Genomic DNA, 16436 nt, shown 5'->3' with positions numbered 1-16436 from the left:
GGCGCCGTGACCAGCGCCCAGGTCCGGGCCACCCTCGACCGCTCCGGATTCGAAGTGACCCGACATCGGCGCCGGCCCCGACCCAGCCGGCTCCGACATGCCCTCACCACAGCCCCTGTGGACGACGGCCGGGAAATCTTGACCGAAGCCTGACCCCATCGGGGTCGTCCGGACCTGCGCGGGCCTACCCTGGATACATACCCCCCCAGGGTATTGGGTGGGAGTCGAGTGGAAGTGGAGATTGTGATGCTCTGGCTGGTCATAGGTGGGGCGGTGGTCCTGACCGGGTTGCTGCTGTGGTTCTTCTTCGGCCCGAAACGGGCAGGGAAGGTCCGCATCGAAGATGGTGTTCAGGTGGTGGAGGTGACTGTCGACGGCGGCTACAACCCGGGGGTGATCGACGGGGTGCGTCCGGGGATGCCGGTGCGGATCATGTTCGACCGCCGAGAGGGTGGCGAGTGCACCTCGCGGGTGGTGATGCCGGACTTCAAGGTCAACGCGAGCCTTCCCGCGTACCGGACCACGGCCGTCGAGTTCACCCCGACTGAGGCCGGCGAGTTCCGCTTCGCATGCGGCATGAACATGGTCTCCGGTCTGATCCGCGTCACCGGCGACCCCCACACCGCACCCACCCCCACCACAGCATCGGATCATCACCACGCGCAGGTGGCCGCCTCCCCGGCAGTGGCCGGTCTTGCGACCGACGGCGCCGATGATGAGGCAGAGCGGGCTGCGGAGATCCGGGACCTGACCCGGCGGGTGATCATCGGCGCCATCCTCACCGCCCCGGTGCTGATCGCGGTGATGGCCGTCGAGCTGTTCGGCGCCACCTGGGTGCCTGAGATCTTGATGAGTCCCTGGTTGCAGCTGGCGCTGATTGCGCCGGTGATGCTGTGGTCGGGCTGGCCGATCCACCGCGTGGGGTGGCGTGCACTGTCGCACCGCACCGCAGACATGAACTCGCTGATCACGCTCGGCACCGTCGCGGCGTTCGGTTACAGCCTGGTGGTGACCTTCGCCCCCGGACTACTGCCTGAGGAGCTGCGGCAGGTGTACTTCGAAGCCGTCGGGGTGATCATCACGTTGATCCTGCTCGGCCGGCTCCTGGAAACCAAAGCCAAGGCCGGCACCGGTGAGGCGATCCGCAAACTGATCGGCCTGCAGCCCCGCACCGCCCGCGTCCTACGCGAAGATGTGGAGCTGGAGATCCCGGTCGAGGACGTCGTGGTCGGGGATGTGATCGTGATCCGCCCCGGGGAGAAGATGCCCGTTGATGGTGAGGTGATTCACGGATCCTCCGCGGTCGACGAGTCGATGGTGACCGGGGAGTCGATCCCTGCGGCCAAGACGGTCGGTGACACCATCATCGGCGCAACCATCAACGCCACCGGGGCACTGTGCTATGTCGCCACCAAGGTCGGCTCCGATACCTTGCTCGCCCAGATCATCAAACTGGTCCGTGAGGCCCAGGGCTCGAAGGCCCCCATCCAACGGCTGGTGGACAAGGTCTCGAGCTACTTCGTCCCGGTCGTGATCATCATCGCGGTGTGGACGCTGGCGATCTGGCTGCTGGTGGGTCCCCCGCCGGTGTTCGTGTTTGCGCTCGTCGCCGCCGTCTCGGTCCTGATCATCGCCTGCCCCTGCGCCTTGGGGCTCGCGACCCCGATGTCGATCACCGTGGGCACCGGCAAGGGAGCCGAACACGGCATCCTGATCCGCTCCGCTGAAGCGCTGGAAACCGCGCACAAGCTTGACGCGATCATCCTCGACAAGACCGGCACCATCACCAAGGGTGTACCGACCCTCACCGACGTCGCCACCGTAGCAGCGTTCGATGAGAACCAGCTCCTCGGCTGGGTCGCCGCGATCGAGAACAGCTCCGAGCACCCCCTGGCGGCGGCGATCGTGACCGGCGCCACCGACCGCGGTCTCACCCTGGGCGAGGTCACTGACTTCGACTCGGTCACCGGGCAAGGCGTCCGCGGCCACGTCGACGGCCACGACGTCCTGGTCGGCAACCGGCGACTTCTCGACGAAAATGGCATCAGTACCGACACGCTGCGGCCGCTGCATGACGCGCTCGCAGCAGGGGGCAAGACGCCGATGCTGGTGGCCGTCGACGGGCTCCCCGCGGGAATCGTGGCGGTCGCCGACACCATCAAGGACGGCTCCCCGGCCGCGGTCGCGGCCCTCCAGGCACGCGGCATCGAGGTCATCATGATGACTGGCGACAACCGGGCAACCGCCGCCGCGATCGCCTCCCAGGTCGGGATCCGTCGCGTGGTCGCCGAAGTGATGCCCGCCCACAAGGCCGCCGAGGTCCGACGCCTCCAGGACGAAGGCAAGATCGTCGGAATGGTCGGCGACGGCATCAACGACGCCCCCGCCCTCGCGCAGGCAGACGTCGGCTTCGCGATCGGCACCGGCACCGACGTGGCCATCGAATCCTCCGACATCACCCTGATCTCCGGCGCCCTGTCAGGGGTGGTCACCGCCGTTGACCTGTCGCGGGCCACTATGCGCAACATCAAACAGAACCTGGTGTTCGCGTTCCTGTACAACACCCTCGGCATCCCCATCGCCGCAGGTTTGCTCTACCCCGTCTTCGGGATCCTGCTCAGCCCCATCGTCGCCGCCGCAGCCATGGCCCTGTCCTCACTGTCGGTGGTCACCAACGCCAACCGGCTCCGCCGCTGGGCACCACACCCCATCCACGAGTCCCCCACCACCGGCTCCCCCGTCACCCCCGTCGTCGAAATCGGCGGCGAGACCCCCACCACCCAGCACCACACCACAGGAAAGGACACCCCCATGTTCGGCAAGAAGACCACCGCCACCACCCACATCGATCCCGTCTGCGGAATGAAGGTCAAGCCCGCCACCGCGGCCGCCACCCGCACCCGCAGCGAGACCACGATCTACTTCTGCTCCACCCACTGCGCCGAAGCCTTCGACGCGGACCCCGCCCGCTACGGACACCCCCAGATCGCGGCCGAGCACCAACCCGAGGCTCACACCCCCGCACCGCACCACCACTAGCCGCCGAACCAGACCAGGTCCAGGACACATGACCGGCAACCCACAGCGTCCGGAACTCATCGGCCAACTCGCCGTGATCGAAGGCCATATCCGCGGCATCGCCCGCATGGTCTATCAGGACGCCAACTGCATCGAGATCCTCACGCAGACCTCAGCAGTCACCGGCTCGCTGCGCTCAGTCGCCCTGGACCTGGTCGACAACCACCTCCAGCACTGCTGACGGCGCTCACTGAAATTCCCCAGTTCTGCTCATCGAAATTCCTCACCCTGGGTCGCTCCGCCGCATGAGGCGGGCCCTCCCCGAGACTGGTGGTCTCTGACCACACACCACCTCGAGGAAGGCCCTTGTTCTTATGCTCTCAGAAAGGAGCAGCGTGTATATCCACGCTCTGAAACGGCAGGGGATGACGATCAGCGAGATCGCCCGCCGCACCAACCATGACCGCAAGACGATCCGCGCGTACTTGAACGGGGACCGGGTCCCGGGGCGGCGGCAACGCGCCGTGCCGGACTCGTTCGAGGCGTTCGTCGACTACGTGAGCGCGCGCCTATCGGAGGACCCGCATTTGTGGGCGGCGACGTTGCTCGACGAGCTGCGCCCGCTGGGCTACGCGGGGTCGTATCCGACGTTGACCCGACAGATCCGTGACCGCGGGCTGCGGCCGGCCTGCGCCGCCTGCGCGCACGTCACGAAGCGTCCGAACGCGGTCATCGAGCATCCGCCGGGTGAGGAGACCCAGTTCGACTGGCTCGAGCTGCCCGATGCGCCCACGCACTGGGGGTTCCCGACGAAGAAGGCGTTCCTGCTGGTCGGCTCGCTGGCCCACTCGGGGGTTTGGCGGGCGGTGCTCGCCCCGTCGATGGATCTGCCGCACCTGTTGGCCGCGATGAGCACCTTGCTGCGTCTGCTGGGTGGGCTCACTCGCGTGTGGCGCTTCGATCGGATGCGCACCGTGCTGGACCCGGTCACGGGGGATCTGACGGCGATGTTCGCCGGGTTCGCGAAGCACCACGGCGTCCAGGTGGTCGCCTGCCGGCCCCGCTCCGGCAACCGCAAGGGCGTGGTCGAGAAGAATAACCACACCGCCGCGCAACGCTGGTGGCGGACTCTGCCCGACGAACTCACCCTCGAGCAGGCCCAGGCCGGTGTCGAGGCGTTCGCCCGCCGACAAGACCAGCGACGCCGGGAAGACGTGTCCGGGTGGAGCACCGCGAAGGCGATGTTCGCCGCCGAACGGCTCCGAGCGTTGCCACCGACGGTGTTCCCGGTGATCCTCACCGAGGAACGCACCGCCACCCGGCAGGCGCTGATCGACTGGCGCGGCAACCGGTATTCCGTCCCACCCGAACTCGCTGCCGGGAAGGTCGTCGTCCATCACCGCCACGGCAGCGACACCATCGACATCGCCACCCTCTCCGGCGCGGTCCTCGCCCGACACCGAGTCGCCGAACCGGGCCTGGGGGTCACGATCCGCGACACCGGACACGTCACCGCCCTCGAAACGATCGCCCTCGCCTCGGCACCGCCGGGACGCTCCCACCGCCGCAAGGAACGCATCCCACCCGGCGCCACCGCCCTGCGCGCCGCCGCCGTGCTCACCGGCGCCGCGGAACCGCTCTCGACCGTGATCAGCCTGGCCGCCTACGAGCAGGCCGCGAAGAACAGGAACACCCTCCCATGACCACCACCACGAACACCGCCGCCAGCGTCTACCAACAGCTGCGCAACCACCTCACCGACCTGAAACTCGCCGACGCCGCCGACGCCCTCCCGAAGGTGCTCGACCAAGCCCAAACCGAGGGCTGGAGCCTCACCCACACCCTCGAGCACCTACTGCGCATCGAGGTCACCGCCACCGAAGCCCGACGCCTCGCCGGCCGGTTCCGTTTCGCGAACCTCCCCACCGGCGCCACCCTCGACGACTTCGACCTCGACCACGCCTCCGGCATCGACCGAAACCTGCTCACCGAACTCGGCACCTGCCGCTACCTCGACACCGCCACCAACATCCTCCTCATCGGCTCACCCGGCGTCGGGAAGACCCACATCGCCACCGGCCTCGGGCACGCCGCCGTCACCGCCGGCTACCGCGTCTACTTCACCTCCGCCGCCGACCTCGCCGCCCGCTGCCACCGCGCCGCGATCGAAGGCAAGTGGTCCACCATGATGCGTTTCTTCGCCGGTCCGACCCTGCTCATCATCGACGAGCTTGGCTACCTCCCGCTGCCCGGCGAGGCCGCCTCAGCCTTGTTCCAGGTCATCAACCAGCGCTACCTGAAGACCTCGATCGTGATCACCACGAACCGGCCGGTCGGAGCCTGGGGCGAGATCCTCGGCGACACCACCGTCGCCGCCGCCATGCTCGACCGGCTCCTCCACCGCTCCGTCGTCATCACCCTCGACGGCCCCTCCTACCGACTCCGCAACCACCACGCCGCAGCCGACGAACTACGCCGCGCCACAACCGGCACCAACCTGCGCTAACCTAACCCCGCGACCTGAGGAACTTCGACGAGCAACTCTGGGGAAAATCGCTGAGCACCGTCACTGCCTCACCCAGGCCATCCACTCCCCAGACCCCGCCTACCGCGACGCCAAGGTCGCCGAGGCCTCCACAGCCATCGCCCGCCTCGTCCGCAGCTGAACCGTTCTTGATCAGAGGTTGACCGGCCGCGGATCGGATCTGAATCCGGACCCCGCACAGTGGAAGCAGCACCCGAACGAGAGGAACCCGGCTCATGCGCCTCCACAGCCAACACCGCCCCACCGACACCGGCCCCGACACCCCACCCGCGGCCACCGGACCCGCCCAACAGCACCAGGGCCACGGTGGCCACATGTGGCACATGCTCCTGATGTGCCTACCGTTGATCGGGTTCGGCCTGTGGTCGCTGTTCAGCGGAGGCGGCGCAGGCGCGCTGATCGGCGGCCTCCTCTGCGCAGGCATGATGCTGCTCATGCACGGCCGCCCCGGCGCCGGGCACCGCCACTGAAACTTGGCCGGCGCGGAGTGCCCGACCCACAGAAACCCAGCGAACGCCAAGGCAAGGGGGTACAAGTGACCAGACGGGCCGCTCCCCACGGCATCCACCCACCTGGTACCACGGCGCCACGGCAACTGGACCCGCACACTGCACTTGTCCAGTCAGCGCACCCGTTACAAGTGACTCGGACGGCACGGCCACGCCGATCTGGGGGGCCTAGGGATTTCGGACGGTGGGCCCTCTTATGCTGAGGGCGCTACTGAAAGAGAGATCGGCAGGATGACTGCATCACGACGGCGATTCAGCCAAGAGTTCAAGGACGAGCTGTGTCAGGAGGTGATCTCGACCTCGAAACCGATCCGGGAGGTCGCTGAGGCCTACGGTGTCGGCCCGGAGACGCTGCGTAACTGGCTGATCAAGTACCGCGACGCGCACGGGGGCACCGAGACGGAGCTGACGGTCACCGAGCGTGCTCGGTTGAAGGAGCTCGAGCGGGAGAATCAGGAGCTCCGTGCGGAGACGGCGTTCCTAAAAAAAGCCGCGGCCTACTTCGCGAGGGAACCGCGGTAGTGGGCAAGTACGAGTACATCGATTCCCTCCGAAACGACCCGACCGAGACGAGCCCGGTGTGGAAGATGTGTCTGTGGTTGGCGGTGTCAACTTCGGGGTTCTACGACTGGCTCAAGCGCCCGCAGTCAGCCACTGCCGCGCGCCGGGAAGCACTGGCTGCACGGGTCCGGCACTTCTTCACGGCCTCTGACGGCACCTACGGCTATCGACGCATCCACGCAGACCTTGCGGCTGAGGGCGTGGAGTGTTCACCGGAGCTGGTGCGCCAGATCATGCGGCAGGAACACCTCGTGCCCTGCCAGCCGCGCCCGTTCCGGGTCACAACCCAAGCAGACGCGGAAGCTGCGGCATGCACGCCTGACTTGGTGAAACGGGACTTCACTGCCGAGCGGCCCGGGGTGAAGTTCGTCGGCGACATCACCTACATCCATACCTGGCAGGGTTTCATCTACCTGGCCACTGTGATCGACTGTTACTCGAAGAAGGTCGTCGGCTGGTCGATCGCTGATCACATGCGCACCGGACTCGTCGAGACCGCGCTGCGTAACGCGGCCGCGACGGCAGTGATCGAGCCTGACGCGATCTTCCACTGCGACCGCGGCAGCGTCTACACCTCGGCCGGCTACCGGGCACTGGTGGCAGGGCTGGGCATGCCCTCCTCGATGGGACGCACGGGCGTTTGCTGGGATAACGCGATGGCCGAATCGTTCTTCTCCGCGTTGAAGAACGAGCGGGTCCACCGCACCGTCTACGCGACGAAAGAACGTGCCACGCGTGATGTCATCGCCTACATCGAGGGTTTCTACAACAGCCGCCGCCGGCACTCCGCCCTCGGCTACCACAGGCCCAACGAGGTCCACTACAGTTACCAACAGCCAGCACTGGCAGCGTAAGAGAAACCAATCAACTCCGCTGTCCGAAAACACCGCGCCAGCCCAGTTCTTCATGGGCAGCTGACCGGGCGGCCTCAACCACCCGCACCGAACACGACCAGCACCCGACAAGCAGACCCGACGACAACGCCGCACGGGCAGCTGACCGAGGCTGGCCCGCAAAAAGACCCAGCCACGGTGTCGAGAACCGGCACAGGACCCGGCGACGAAACGACAGGAACGACCCGTTGACCGGAACCCCCAGACGGCCCAAGAAACGACGAAGGCCGGCCCCCGAAGGGACCGGCCGACATCGAGTCAGTCAGATGCTCACTTACCGAGCGACGTACCAGCCGAACGCAGCTGCTGGCAGGCCTCGACGACACGCGCGGCCATGCCGGCTTCCGCCACCTTGCCCCACGCACGGGGGTCGTAGGCCTTCTTGTTGCCGACCTCACCGTCGACCTTCAGCACGCCGTCGTAGTTGCGGAACATGTGGTCGGCGACGGGGCGGGTGAAGGCGTACTGGGTGTCGGTGTCGATGTTCATCTTGATGACGCCGTAGTCGACAGCGTCGGAGATCTCCTGGGCGGTCGAGCCGGAGCCACCGTGGAAGACGAGGTCGAACGGCTTCTCCTTGCCGTACTTCTCGCCGACGGCGTCCTGGATCTCCTTCAGCACCTCGGGGCGCAGCTTCACGGCACCCGGCTTGTACACGCCGTGCACGTTGCCGAAGGTGAGCGCCGTCATGTAGCGGCCCTTCTCGCCGAGTCCGAGGACCTCGATGGTGCGGAGGCCGTCTTGGACGGTGGTGTAGAGCTTGTCATTGATCTCGGCGGAGACGCCGTCCTCTTCACCACCGACGACGCCGACCTCGATCTCGAGGATGATGTTGGCCTTCGAGGTGCGGGCGAGGAGCTCGTCAGCGATCTGCAGGTTCTCCTCCATGGGAACGGCGGAGCCGTCCCACATGTGGGACTGGAAAAGGGGCAGCTCGCCGCGGGCGACGCGCTCCTCCGAGATGGCAAGCAGCGGAAGGACGAAGCTGTCCAGCTTGTCCTTCGGGCAGTGGTCGGTGTGCAGCGCGACGTTGATCGGGTAGTTCTTGGCAACTACCTGCGTGTAGGCGGCGAATGCCGCGGCGCCGGTGACCTTGTCCTTGATGGTCGGGCCGGACGCGTACTCCGCGCCACCGGTCGAGATCTGCAGGATGCCGTCCGAGCCAGCCTCGGCGAAGCCCTGGAGCGCGGCGTTGATGGTCTGCGACGAGGAGACATTGATGGCCGGGTAGGCGAACTTGCCTGCCTTGGCGCGATCGATCATCTCCGCGTAGACCTCGGGAGTTGCGACTGGCATGGAAGCCTCTTTTCTCGATGAGTCGTTTCGACCCTAGCCTATCGCGTTGCCAGTGGCAGGCGAGAGCGGGGCCCGCTGTGGAAGACGGTGACCCCGTGGGTGTCACAGGATCCTGTCGAGGGCTCCGGTGTCGAGGCGGACCCGGCCGAGGGAGTAGGCCTGGGCGGCGGAATCGATCACGGCGGGGGTGGCATCGAGGAAGCTGACGGGGATCCGCGCGACCTCCTGCCCGTCGGCGTCGACGGTGAGGGCGGGGCCTGCGCCGAAGTTGCGCCCGGTGAGCTTGAATCCGGTGACCTCTGACCAGCGCACGCGGACGGGCTTGGGGAAGACGAACTCGATGCCTTCGGGGTCGAGGTAGAACGCGTCGCCCTCGGGGATGAGTCCGAGGTCGCGCTTGGCCCGCCGGAGGGCGTCGACGGTGACGAGGAACCAGAAGGCGGTCGAGAGCACCCAGAGCACGACGATGGTGATGGTCCAGCCGGTGTTCCAGGTCTTGCCGAAGATGAGGATGAACACGACGAGGATCACCAGCGAGATGATCGAGGTGATGATGCGCATGCGCAGGGCTCCGCGCTGTCTTGTCACGCGGGCGGCCGTGGGAAGGGGCGTGAGACCCGCGACGAATCGCGATGGCTGCTGCATGCGCGTCACTCTAGCGGCAGGCCCGGTTCCGTCGCCGGATCGAGCGTTGGCTCCGGCCCTCGGCCCGTGTCCCGCAGCCGGCTCAGCGGTGCTGCAGGCTCCAGTGGTACATGGCGATCGCGGCGGCGGCGCCTGCGTTCATGGAGCGGGTGGATCCGGTCTGGGTGATGGCGACGAGTCGCTCGCAGCCTGCGACCATCGCGTCGGTGAGGCCTGGCCCCTCGGAGCCGAAGATCAGGCAGCAGTCTGCCGGCAGTTCGGTCGTCTCGAGCGGGACGGAGCCGGGGAGGTTGTCGACGCCGACCGGCGTGACGCCTGCCTCGGCCAGGTGCGCGAGGAGGGCGGCCTCGTCCTCGTGGTGGTGGACGTGGAGGTAGCGGTCGGTGACCATCGCTCCGCGGCGGTTCCAGCGGCGGCGGCCGACGATGTGCACGGCGGCGACGTTGAAGGCATTGGCGGTGCGCACCATGGAGCCGATGTTGAAGTCGTGTTCCCAGTTCTGGATGGCGACGTGCAGTCGGCTGCGGCTGCGGTCGAGGGCGGCGACGATGGCGTCGAGTCGCCAGTAGCGGTACCGGTCGACGACGTTGCGGCGGTCGCCGTCGCGCAGCAGTTCGGGGTCGAGTCGCTCGTCGTCGGGCCAGGGAAGGGGGTGGGGGCCGACGCCGACCGTCGGCGCGGTCGGGTCCTGGGGTTCGTCGGTCACGGCACGAGCGTGCCGCAGGTCGGGCACGTGACGCAATCCGCCTGCGCCCGCGCGGCGCAACCGAGACGAGGTCGGCATGGAAAGGGTGAAGCCCCGACCAGATGGTCGGGGCTTACTGCGGCCCGCGAGGGCCGGCTCGGGAGCGAGTGGTGGATCAACCGACGCAGGGCGTGGGACCCGCTCGACGAGTCAGATCAGGCGACGGCCTCGACCTGCTGGATGGCCGAGATCTCGACCTCGAGGGTGACCTTGTCGGAGACGAGGAAGCCACCGGTCTCGAGGGCGGCGTTCCAGGTCAGGCCGAAGTCGGAGCGGAGGACCTGGGCAGAGCCCTCGAAGCCGACGCGGGTGTTGCCGAAGGGGTCCTTTGCGGAGCCGGCGTACTCGAGCGGGAAGGTGACGGAGTTGGTGACGTCCCTGATGGTGAGGTCACCGGTCACCTTGACGACGTCGCCCTCGATGACGGTGGAGGTGCCCACGAACGTCATGTAGGGGAACCGCTCGACGTCGAAGAAGTCGGCCGAGCGGAGGTGGGCGTCGCGGTCGGCGTTGCGGGTGTTCACCGAGGCGGTCTTGATCTTGACCTCGAGCTTGGTGGCCTCGGGGTTGGCCCCGTCGACGACGGCCTTGCCCTCGAACTCCTCGAAGGAACCGCGGACCTTGGTCACCATCGCGTGGCGGGCGATGAAGGAGAGGGTGGTGTGGGTGGGGTCGAGGACGTAGGTGCCCTTGAGCTCGTTGAGTTTCATGTTTCAAGTCCTTTTTCTTGTCGGTGCAACCAACATTAGCGACTTCTGGTTTATCCTTCAACTACAAGTGGAGTCGGACTCCCCTTGATTCGCTGAGGGGGGTGGCCGCCAACGGGAGGCGACGCTTGTCGGAGCCTCCAGCCTGCCAAATCGAGGCGCCGGGTTCGGCCGGTCTGCGCGATTTCCTGTTCTCCCTGAGCGTGACGACGCCCCCGCCTCCTTGCGGAGACGGGGGCGACGGAGAAGTCGGCTCAGCCCTGGAACGGCGGGCGCTCAGCCTGCTGCGCCTGGGGTGCCTGCTGGGTCTGCGGCGGCTGGACGGGGTTCTGCGCGTCCTGCGGGGAGATCTGGGGCGCGCCCTCCGGCTGCCCACCCGGACGCTGGGAGATCTCGCCGAAGTTCACGTCGGGCGCCTGGCGGGCGATCGGGTCGTTCAGCTCGAAGTAGGTCGCCTTCTCGAACTTGGCGAAGTTGGCGATCATGTTGCTCGGCACCGACTCGACCTTTGTGTTGTAGTCGCGCACGTTGGCGTTGTAGAAGCGGCGGGCCGCGGCGATCCGGTCCTCCGTGCTGGTCAGCTCGCGCTGCAGCTCCACGAAGTTGGTGTTCGACTTCAGCTCGGGGTAGGCCTCGACGGTGACCAGCAGGTTGCTGACCGCCTGGGACAGCTCGGCCTCGATCGCGGAGCGCTGTTCGGTCGGCTGGCCGCCGCTCTGGCCGGCGAGGGCGCGGGCCTGGTTGCGCAGCGCGGTGATCTGTTCGAGCGTGTTGCGCTCGTGGGCCGCGTAGCCGCGGACCGTCTCGACCAGGTTCGGGATCAGTTCGTAGCGTCGGTTCAGCTCGACGTCGATCTGACGCCAGGACTCCTGAATGACGTTGCGGCTGCGCACGAAGCCGTTGTAGGCGCTCACTGCCCAGCCGACCACCGCGAGGATGACGACGAGCAGGATGATGAGCACGATCACGAATGTGGGCACGGTGGTCTCCTTACGTTAGGAATCACGGTAGCGGACGGGGCGGTCCGAACGGGAGGGTTCTACGTCACAGACCGAGGTCGGAAAGCTCCACCGCGTAGCGGTACTCGAGCCCCTCAGCCGCGACCGCCTCCGCGGCGCCGGTGCCACGGTCCACCACCACGGCGACGGCGACGACCTCTCCCCCGGCCTCCCGCACCGCCTCGACGGCGGTCAGCGCCGATCCGCCGGTGGTCGAGGTGTCCTCGACGACCAGTACGCGGCGCCCGGCGACCTCGGTCCCCTCGATCCTGCGCTGCATGCCGTGGGCCTTCGACTCCTTGCGCACGACGAAGGCGTCGAGCCGTCCGCCTGCGGCGGCGCTGGCGTGCAGCATGGCGGTGGCGACCGGGTCGGCGCCGAGGGTGAGCCCCCCGACGGCGTCGAAGTCGAGGTCGGAGACCAGGGCGTTCATCGCGCGGCCGACGACGGGCGAGGCCGCGCCGTCGAGGGTCACGCGCCGCATGTCGACGTAGTAGTCGGCCTCCTTCCCGGAGGCAAGGGTCACCTTGCCGTGCACGACGGCGAGGTCGGAAATGTGCTTGATCAGGTCGCTGCGGTCGCTCATCGGGTCTCCGTGGTGGTGAGGGTTGCGAAGCCGACGGCGCGGTCGTCTGTGGCGACCAGGTCCTCGGCTGTGGTCAGGGTCAGGTAGGCCTGCGTCGGGACCTCGTCCGGGCGGCCGGGCACGGGGTCGATGACCCAGCTCTCGTCCTTGTTGACTGTGAGCTCGCCCGGGGCGGAGACGACGGTGTAGGTGAAGACGGCCCCGGCGGTCTCGATGACCACCTCGTCGCCCACCTTCAGCTCGAGCAGCCGGGCGAAGGGCTTTCCGTGGGTGGTGCGGTTGCCCGCGAAGGCCGCGTTGCCGAGCTGCCCGGGAAGCGCGGTGCCCGGATACCAGCCGACCCCGCGCGTCAGATCGTCCGGGTCGACGCCCGCGATGACCGGGTACTGGAGGTCCAGGGTCGGGATGCGCAGCACCCAGGCCGGCTCGTGCAGGGTCGGCTCCTCGACGACGACCGGCTCGCCCTCCTCCTGCGTGGGCGCTGGAGCTGCCTTCCACGCGTCGCGCAGGGCGGTCACCTCGTCGGTGGCCGGGCCGGCGGCCAGCACATTGGTCCCCCAGAACTGCCATCCCAGGTATCCCCCGAGGCCGACCAGCGCGACAAGCACGACGATCAGCAGCACCAGGAGTGGGGAGACGGTCCTTCGAGCCGCACACATGGCCAACACGTCACCCATTGTTGCAGGTCACCGCTGGTCACCAGCCGCGCCCGGCCGGCCCCGGCGAGGGCTCGTGCGCATCGTCTGTCATGGGTTCGGCTCCCCCGTGCCAGCCCCGCGCCTGCTGGCCAGCGATCCAGCGGTACCCGATGGTCAGCTTCGCCGACTCACGTTCGATCCCCGCGAGATCCGGCTTGACGTCGCTGGCGACGAGCACGAGGTTGCCGAAGCGCTTCCCCTTCGCGACGACCGGCTCCATGCCGATCAGCAGGTGCCGCCATCGTTGCTGCAGACCGCCCGCGAGCCGCTTTGCCCAGGCGAAGGGGGAACGGTCGGTGATGTTGAACACGGCCACGGCATCGCCACGCACCACCCTGCGCACCTGGTCGAGCGCCTCCTGGGTGGCCAGCTCGCCCGGCACCTGCGCCCCGTCGAACGCGTCGATGATGATCACGTCGGCCCACTCGTCTGCCATCGCGGCAAGGCCCGTGCGGCCGTCGACGTCTCGCACCTTGATGCCCGAGCGGGGAGGAAGCGGGATCTTGCGCCGCACCTCGGCGGTCAGCTCGACGTCGGGCTCGCAGACCACCTGCGCCGTCCCCGGGCGGCGCCACGCCACCCAGCGGGGAAGGGACATGCCTGCACCCCCGAGGTGCACGACCCGTAGCCTGCGCTCAGGCTCGGTGTCGAGGACGGTGTGGTCGAGCACCATGGCGATGTGCTGGACGTACTCGAAGGCGAGGAAGTCGGGCCGGGACGGATCGACCCACGACTGCGACGTCGGCCCGAACCGCACCCAGAAGGCGCCAGGGACGTCCCGGTCGGGAAACAGCCGCTCACTCATCCCAGGAGCCTAGCGAGTCGCGTCTGCGCTCAGAGGTCGACGACTTCGAACTCGAGCAGCGAGGCGCCGCTCGCGACGGGCTTCCGGTCGCTCGGCGCGTGGGCGGCGCGTGCCCCGCCGTCGCGCCAGGCCTGGAAGTCCTCCTCGCTCGCCCAGGTGGTCACCACGAAGTAGCGCGTCTCACCCGCGACGGGGCGCAGCAACTGGAAGCCCTCGAACCCCGGCGACTGGTCGACGGCGTGCTTCCGTGCGGCGAACCGGGCCTCGAGTTCTGCCCCGGCACCGTCTGGCACCTCGATGGCGTTGATCTTGACGACCGACATGGTCTCCTCCTTCTGACACCCCGAGCCTATCCACACCGTTGCGACGCACGAAGGGCCGTAAGGTGAGGGGGCAGTCAGGAGGATTTGATGAATCTCGGCATGTTCCTCGGCGCCCTCGGGTCGCTGTTCGCGATCATGAACCCGCTGGTCTCGCTGCCCATGTTCCTGTCGTTGACGGCCAGCTACTCTCCCGCAAGGCAGAAGCGCTCGGCGCTGAGGGTCGGGTTGTACACGACCATCTTCTGCGCCGTGGTCCTCGCCACCGGCTCGCTGCTGCTGAAGGTGTTCGGGATCAGCGTGGACGACTTTCGCGTCGCAGGTGGCCTCGTGCTCGCGATCATCGGCATCGGGATGCTGCATGGGGAAAGCACCGTGCACGACGGCACCGCCTCCGAGCAGGCGCACCAGACGGAGCATGCGAAAAGCGGGGACATCTCGTTCTACCCGATGACCTTCCCCATGCTGGCCGGCCCGGGCACCATCACCACGCTCGTGCTGCTCGCCGGTCACGCCGACGGGCCGGCCGACTGGGTGGCCGTGGGCGCAGCACTGCTCGTCATCCTCGTGGCGCTGACGGTCGTGCTGTTCTGCGCCGGGTTCATCGGAAAGCATCTGTCGCAGACGCTGCGCACCATCATGACGAGGCTGATGGGCATGATCCTGACCGCGATCGGCGTCTCGATGATCGCCGCCGGCGTCAAGGCGCTGCTGCCTGGCCTGGCCGGCTGAGCCGAACCGGCCGTGCGGGCATAGGCTGTCGCGGGACATGAGCCTGACCAGACGCATCCTCTCCCTCGCCGTTCCCGCCTTCGCGGCGCTGCTTGCGCACCCGCTGATGCTGCTGGCCGACACGTGGATCGTCGGCCGGCTCGGCACCGTCGAACTGGCGGGGCTGAGCATCGGCAGCGGCCTGCTGCTCACGGTCGTCGGCCTGTCGATCTTCCTCGCCTACGGATCGACGGCGGTCGTCGCGCGCTTCGTCGGCGCGGGCCGTCAGCGCCGTGGCCTGGAGATGGGCGTCCAGGCGATGTGGGTCGCCGCGGCGATGGGGGCGCTGATCGCCCTGGTGATGTGGCCGCTCGCGCCATGGCTCGCCAGCGCGATGGGCGCCGGCCCCGACGTGGCCCCGTACGCCGTCGACTACCTGCGCTGGTCGCTGCCCGGCCTGCCGGGGATGCTGGTCATGCTCGGCGCGACGGGAACCTTCCGCGGACTCTCGGACGCCCGCACCCCGCTTGTGCTCTCGGTCGCCGCAGCCACCTTGAACCTGCTGCTCAACCTGGCCTTCGTGTTCGGCCTCGGCATGGGCATCTCGGGTGCAGCGCTCGGTACCGCGGTCGCCGAGACCGCCCTCGGCCTCACGGCGGCCGCCCTCGTCGCGGTGAAGGCACGACGGGTCGGGGCCCGGCTCGCCCCGGTCTGGGCCGACATGATGCACAGCCTCACCGTCGGCTTCCCGCTGTGGCTGCGCACCCTCCTCCTGCGCGCCGCCCTGCTGCTGACCACCTACGTCGCCGCCGCCCAGGGCGCCTCGGCCCTTGCCGCCCACCACATCGCCATGAACGTGTGGAACCTGCTGGCCTACGCACTCGACGCGCTGGCGATCGCGGGGCAGACGATCATCGCGACATCGCTCGGCGCCGGGAACAAGGCCGAGGCGCGCCTGTTCACGTCGAAGATGATCCGCTGGTCGATCGGCGCCGGGGTGATCCTCGGCCTGGCGGCCATCGCGCTGCGCGCCCCGATCGCCGCCGCCTTCAGCACCGATGCGGACGTTCGCCGCATCATCGGATATCTGTTGCTGGTCGCGGGCGCGACCCTCGGCCTCGCCGGCTACGTGTACCTGCTCGACGGCGTGCTGATCGGGGCCGGGGACGGTCCCTACCTGGCAAAGGCCGGCGCGATCAACCTGGCCGTCTACGCGCCCCTTGCCCTCGTCGCCCTGCTCCTGCCGAGCGGCGTCCCCGCCCTGCTGTGGCTCTGGTTCGCCTTCACCGTCGGCTTCATGGGCGCACGGGCCGTGACCCTCGGCCTGCGCGCACGAGGCGACGGGTGGCTCGTCGTCGACGACAACACGTGACCCACGCCGATCTCCGCGACCGCCCCG

General features: G+C 68.1%; 17 protein-coding genes. 8 read left to right on the top strand and 9 right to left on the bottom strand.

Annotated features, from left to right (window positions below; all coding sequences use genetic code 11):
• Positions 1-246 precede the first annotated feature (246 nt).
• From BW733_RS10450 to BW733_RS10425, 6 genes are all read left to right on the top strand, one after another.
• On the top strand, positions 247-3039 hold the full coding sequence (locus BW733_RS10450) for a heavy metal translocating P-type ATPase (RefSeq protein ID WP_077350305.1): 2793 nt from the start codon (positions 247-249) through the stop codon (positions 3037-3039).
• A 28-nt stretch (positions 3040-3067) separates the two neighbouring features.
• Positions 3068-3259, top strand: coding sequence for a metal-sensitive transcriptional regulator (locus tag BW733_RS10445; protein WP_077350303.1), 192 nt, complete (start codon positions 3068-3070; stop codon positions 3257-3259).
• Positions 3260-3413: 154 nt separating this feature from the next.
• A complete protein-coding gene (istA, locus tag BW733_RS10440) occupies positions 3414-4721 on the top strand; it encodes an IS21 family transposase (RefSeq protein ID WP_202970175.1) in 1308 nt (435 codons plus the stop codon).
• A complete protein-coding gene (gene istB, locus BW733_RS10435) occupies positions 4718-5524 on the top strand; it encodes an IS21-like element helper ATPase IstB (protein WP_077348793.1) in 807 nt (268 codons plus the stop codon). Before istA ends, istB begins: the two co-directional genes overlap by 4 nt.
• A gap of 254 nt (positions 5525-5778) precedes the next feature.
• A complete protein-coding gene (locus BW733_RS10430; RefSeq protein WP_077350299.1) occupies positions 5779-6033 on the top strand; it encodes a hypothetical protein in 255 nt (84 codons plus the stop codon).
• 270 nt (positions 6034-6303) lie between these two features.
• Positions 6304-7487 (top strand): IS3 family transposase gene (locus tag BW733_RS10425; RefSeq protein ID WP_152024657.1). Its coding sequence is split into 2 segments (ribosomal slippage): positions 6304-6568 and positions 6568-7487, totalling 1185 coding nucleotides; the frame shifts between segments, so codons are not numbered across the junction.
• Between the two features lie 309 nt (positions 7488-7796).
• Here the strand turns inward: BW733_RS10425 and fbaA are convergent.
• The 9 genes from fbaA to BW733_RS10380 all read right to left on the bottom strand — a co-directional run bounded on the left by fbaA (position 7797) and on the right by BW733_RS10380 (position 14329).
• Positions 7797-8822: a class II fructose-bisphosphate aldolase gene (gene fbaA / locus BW733_RS10420; protein ID WP_077350297.1), complete on the bottom strand. Its 1026-nt coding sequence runs from the start codon at positions 8820-8822 to the stop codon at positions 7797-7799.
• A gap of 102 nt (positions 8823-8924) precedes the next feature.
• Positions 8925-9467: a hypothetical protein gene (locus BW733_RS10415; RefSeq protein WP_152024656.1), complete on the bottom strand. Its 543-nt coding sequence runs from the start codon at positions 9465-9467 to the stop codon at positions 8925-8927.
• Positions 9468-9549: 82 nt separating this feature from the next.
• On the bottom strand, positions 9550-10251 hold the full coding sequence (locus BW733_RS10410) for a TrmH family RNA methyltransferase (protein WP_077350293.1): 702 nt from the start codon (positions 10249-10251) through the stop codon (positions 9550-9552).
• 116 nt (positions 10252-10367) lie between these two features.
• Positions 10368-10922, bottom strand: coding sequence for a YceI family protein (locus BW733_RS10405; RefSeq protein WP_077350291.1), 555 nt, complete (start codon positions 10920-10922; stop codon positions 10368-10370).
• A 251-nt stretch (positions 10923-11173) separates the two neighbouring features.
• Entirely contained in the window at positions 11174-11899 is a 726-nt protein-coding gene (locus BW733_RS10400; protein WP_202970174.1) for a LemA family protein, read from the bottom strand.
• A gap of 64 nt (positions 11900-11963) precedes the next feature.
• Entirely contained in the window at positions 11964-12503 is a 540-nt protein-coding gene (gene pyrE / locus BW733_RS10395) for an orotate phosphoribosyltransferase (RefSeq protein ID WP_077350289.1), read from the bottom strand.
• Positions 12500-13180, bottom strand: coding sequence for a class E sortase (locus BW733_RS10390; RefSeq protein ID WP_077350287.1), 681 nt, complete (start codon positions 13178-13180; stop codon positions 12500-12502). The genes pyrE and BW733_RS10390 overlap by 4 nt, the downstream gene beginning before the upstream one ends.
• Positions 13181-13199: 19 nt before the next feature.
• Entirely contained in the window at positions 13200-14006 is an 807-nt protein-coding gene (locus BW733_RS10385; RefSeq protein WP_077350285.1) for a spermidine synthase, read from the bottom strand.
• 29 nt (positions 14007-14035) lie between these two features.
• Entirely contained in the window at positions 14036-14329 is a 294-nt protein-coding gene (locus BW733_RS10380; RefSeq protein ID WP_077350283.1) for an antibiotic biosynthesis monooxygenase family protein, read from the bottom strand.
• An 87-nt stretch (positions 14330-14416) separates the two neighbouring features.
• On the opposite strand from BW733_RS10380, the gene BW733_RS10375 reads away from it, so the two are divergent.
• Positions 14417-15058: a MarC family protein gene (locus tag BW733_RS10375; protein ID WP_077350281.1), complete on the top strand. Its 642-nt coding sequence runs from the start codon at positions 14417-14419 to the stop codon at positions 15056-15058.
• A gap of 37 nt (positions 15059-15095) precedes the next feature.
• Complete coding sequence (locus tag BW733_RS10370; RefSeq protein WP_077350279.1) at positions 15096-16409, top strand: MATE family efflux transporter; 1314 nt, start codon at positions 15096-15098, stop codon at positions 16407-16409.
• Positions 16410-16436: the final 27 nt, after the last annotated feature.

Source organism: Tessaracoccus flavescens (assembly GCF_001998865.1).
In the GTDB taxonomy this organism is placed as follows: domain Bacteria; phylum Actinomycetota; class Actinomycetes; order Propionibacteriales; family Propionibacteriaceae; genus Arachnia; species Arachnia flavescens.
The sequence above is the reverse complement of the archived record's forward strand: the minus strand, read 5'-3'. Positions and strand labels throughout refer to the sequence as shown.

What these genes read in the sequence shown, in the direction of transcription:
- BW733_RS10385 (WP_077350285.1), bottom strand. Translation starts at nt 14,006, where the DNA reads ATGAGTGAGCGGCTGTTTCCCGACCGGGACGTCCCTGGCGCCTTCTGG.
- BW733_RS10415 (WP_152024656.1), bottom strand. Translation starts at nt 9,467, where the DNA reads ATGCAGCAGCCATCGCGATTCGTCGCGGGTCTCACGCCCCTTCCCACG.
- BW733_RS10380 (WP_077350283.1), bottom strand. Translation starts at nt 14,329, where the DNA reads ATGTCGGTCGTCAAGATCAACGCCATCGAGGTGCCAGACGGTGCCGGG.
- BW733_RS10410 (WP_077350293.1), bottom strand. Translation starts at nt 10,251, where the DNA reads ATGCCGACCTCGTCTCGGTTGCGCCGCGCGGGCGCAGGCGGATTGCGT.
- BW733_RS10370 (WP_077350279.1), top strand. Translation starts at nt 15,096, where the DNA reads ATGAGCCTGACCAGACGCATCCTCTCCCTCGCCGTTCCCGCCTTCGCG.
- BW733_RS10375 (WP_077350281.1), top strand. Translation starts at nt 14,417, where the DNA reads ATGAATCTCGGCATGTTCCTCGGCGCCCTCGGGTCGCTGTTCGCGATC.
- BW733_RS10430 (WP_077350299.1), top strand. Translation starts at nt 5,779, where the DNA reads ATGCGCCTCCACAGCCAACACCGCCCCACCGACACCGGCCCCGACACC.
- BW733_RS10445 (WP_077350303.1), top strand. Translation starts at nt 3,068, where the DNA reads ATGACCGGCAACCCACAGCGTCCGGAACTCATCGGCCAACTCGCCGTG.
- pyrE (WP_077350289.1), bottom strand. Translation starts at nt 12,503, where the DNA reads ATGAGCGACCGCAGCGACCTGATCAAGCACATTTCCGACCTCGCCGTC.
- BW733_RS10450 (WP_077350305.1), top strand. Translation starts at nt 247, where the DNA reads ATGCTCTGGCTGGTCATAGGTGGGGCGGTGGTCCTGACCGGGTTGCTG.
- BW733_RS10405 (WP_077350291.1), bottom strand. Translation starts at nt 10,922, where the DNA reads ATGAAACTCAACGAGCTCAAGGGCACCTACGTCCTCGACCCCACCCAC.
- fbaA (WP_077350297.1), bottom strand. Translation starts at nt 8,822, where the DNA reads ATGCCAGTCGCAACTCCCGAGGTCTACGCGGAGATGATCGATCGCGCC.
- BW733_RS10390 (WP_077350287.1), bottom strand. Translation starts at nt 13,180, where the DNA reads ATGGGTGACGTGTTGGCCATGTGTGCGGCTCGAAGGACCGTCTCCCCA.
- istB (WP_077348793.1), top strand. Translation starts at nt 4,718, where the DNA reads ATGACCACCACCACGAACACCGCCGCCAGCGTCTACCAACAGCTGCGC.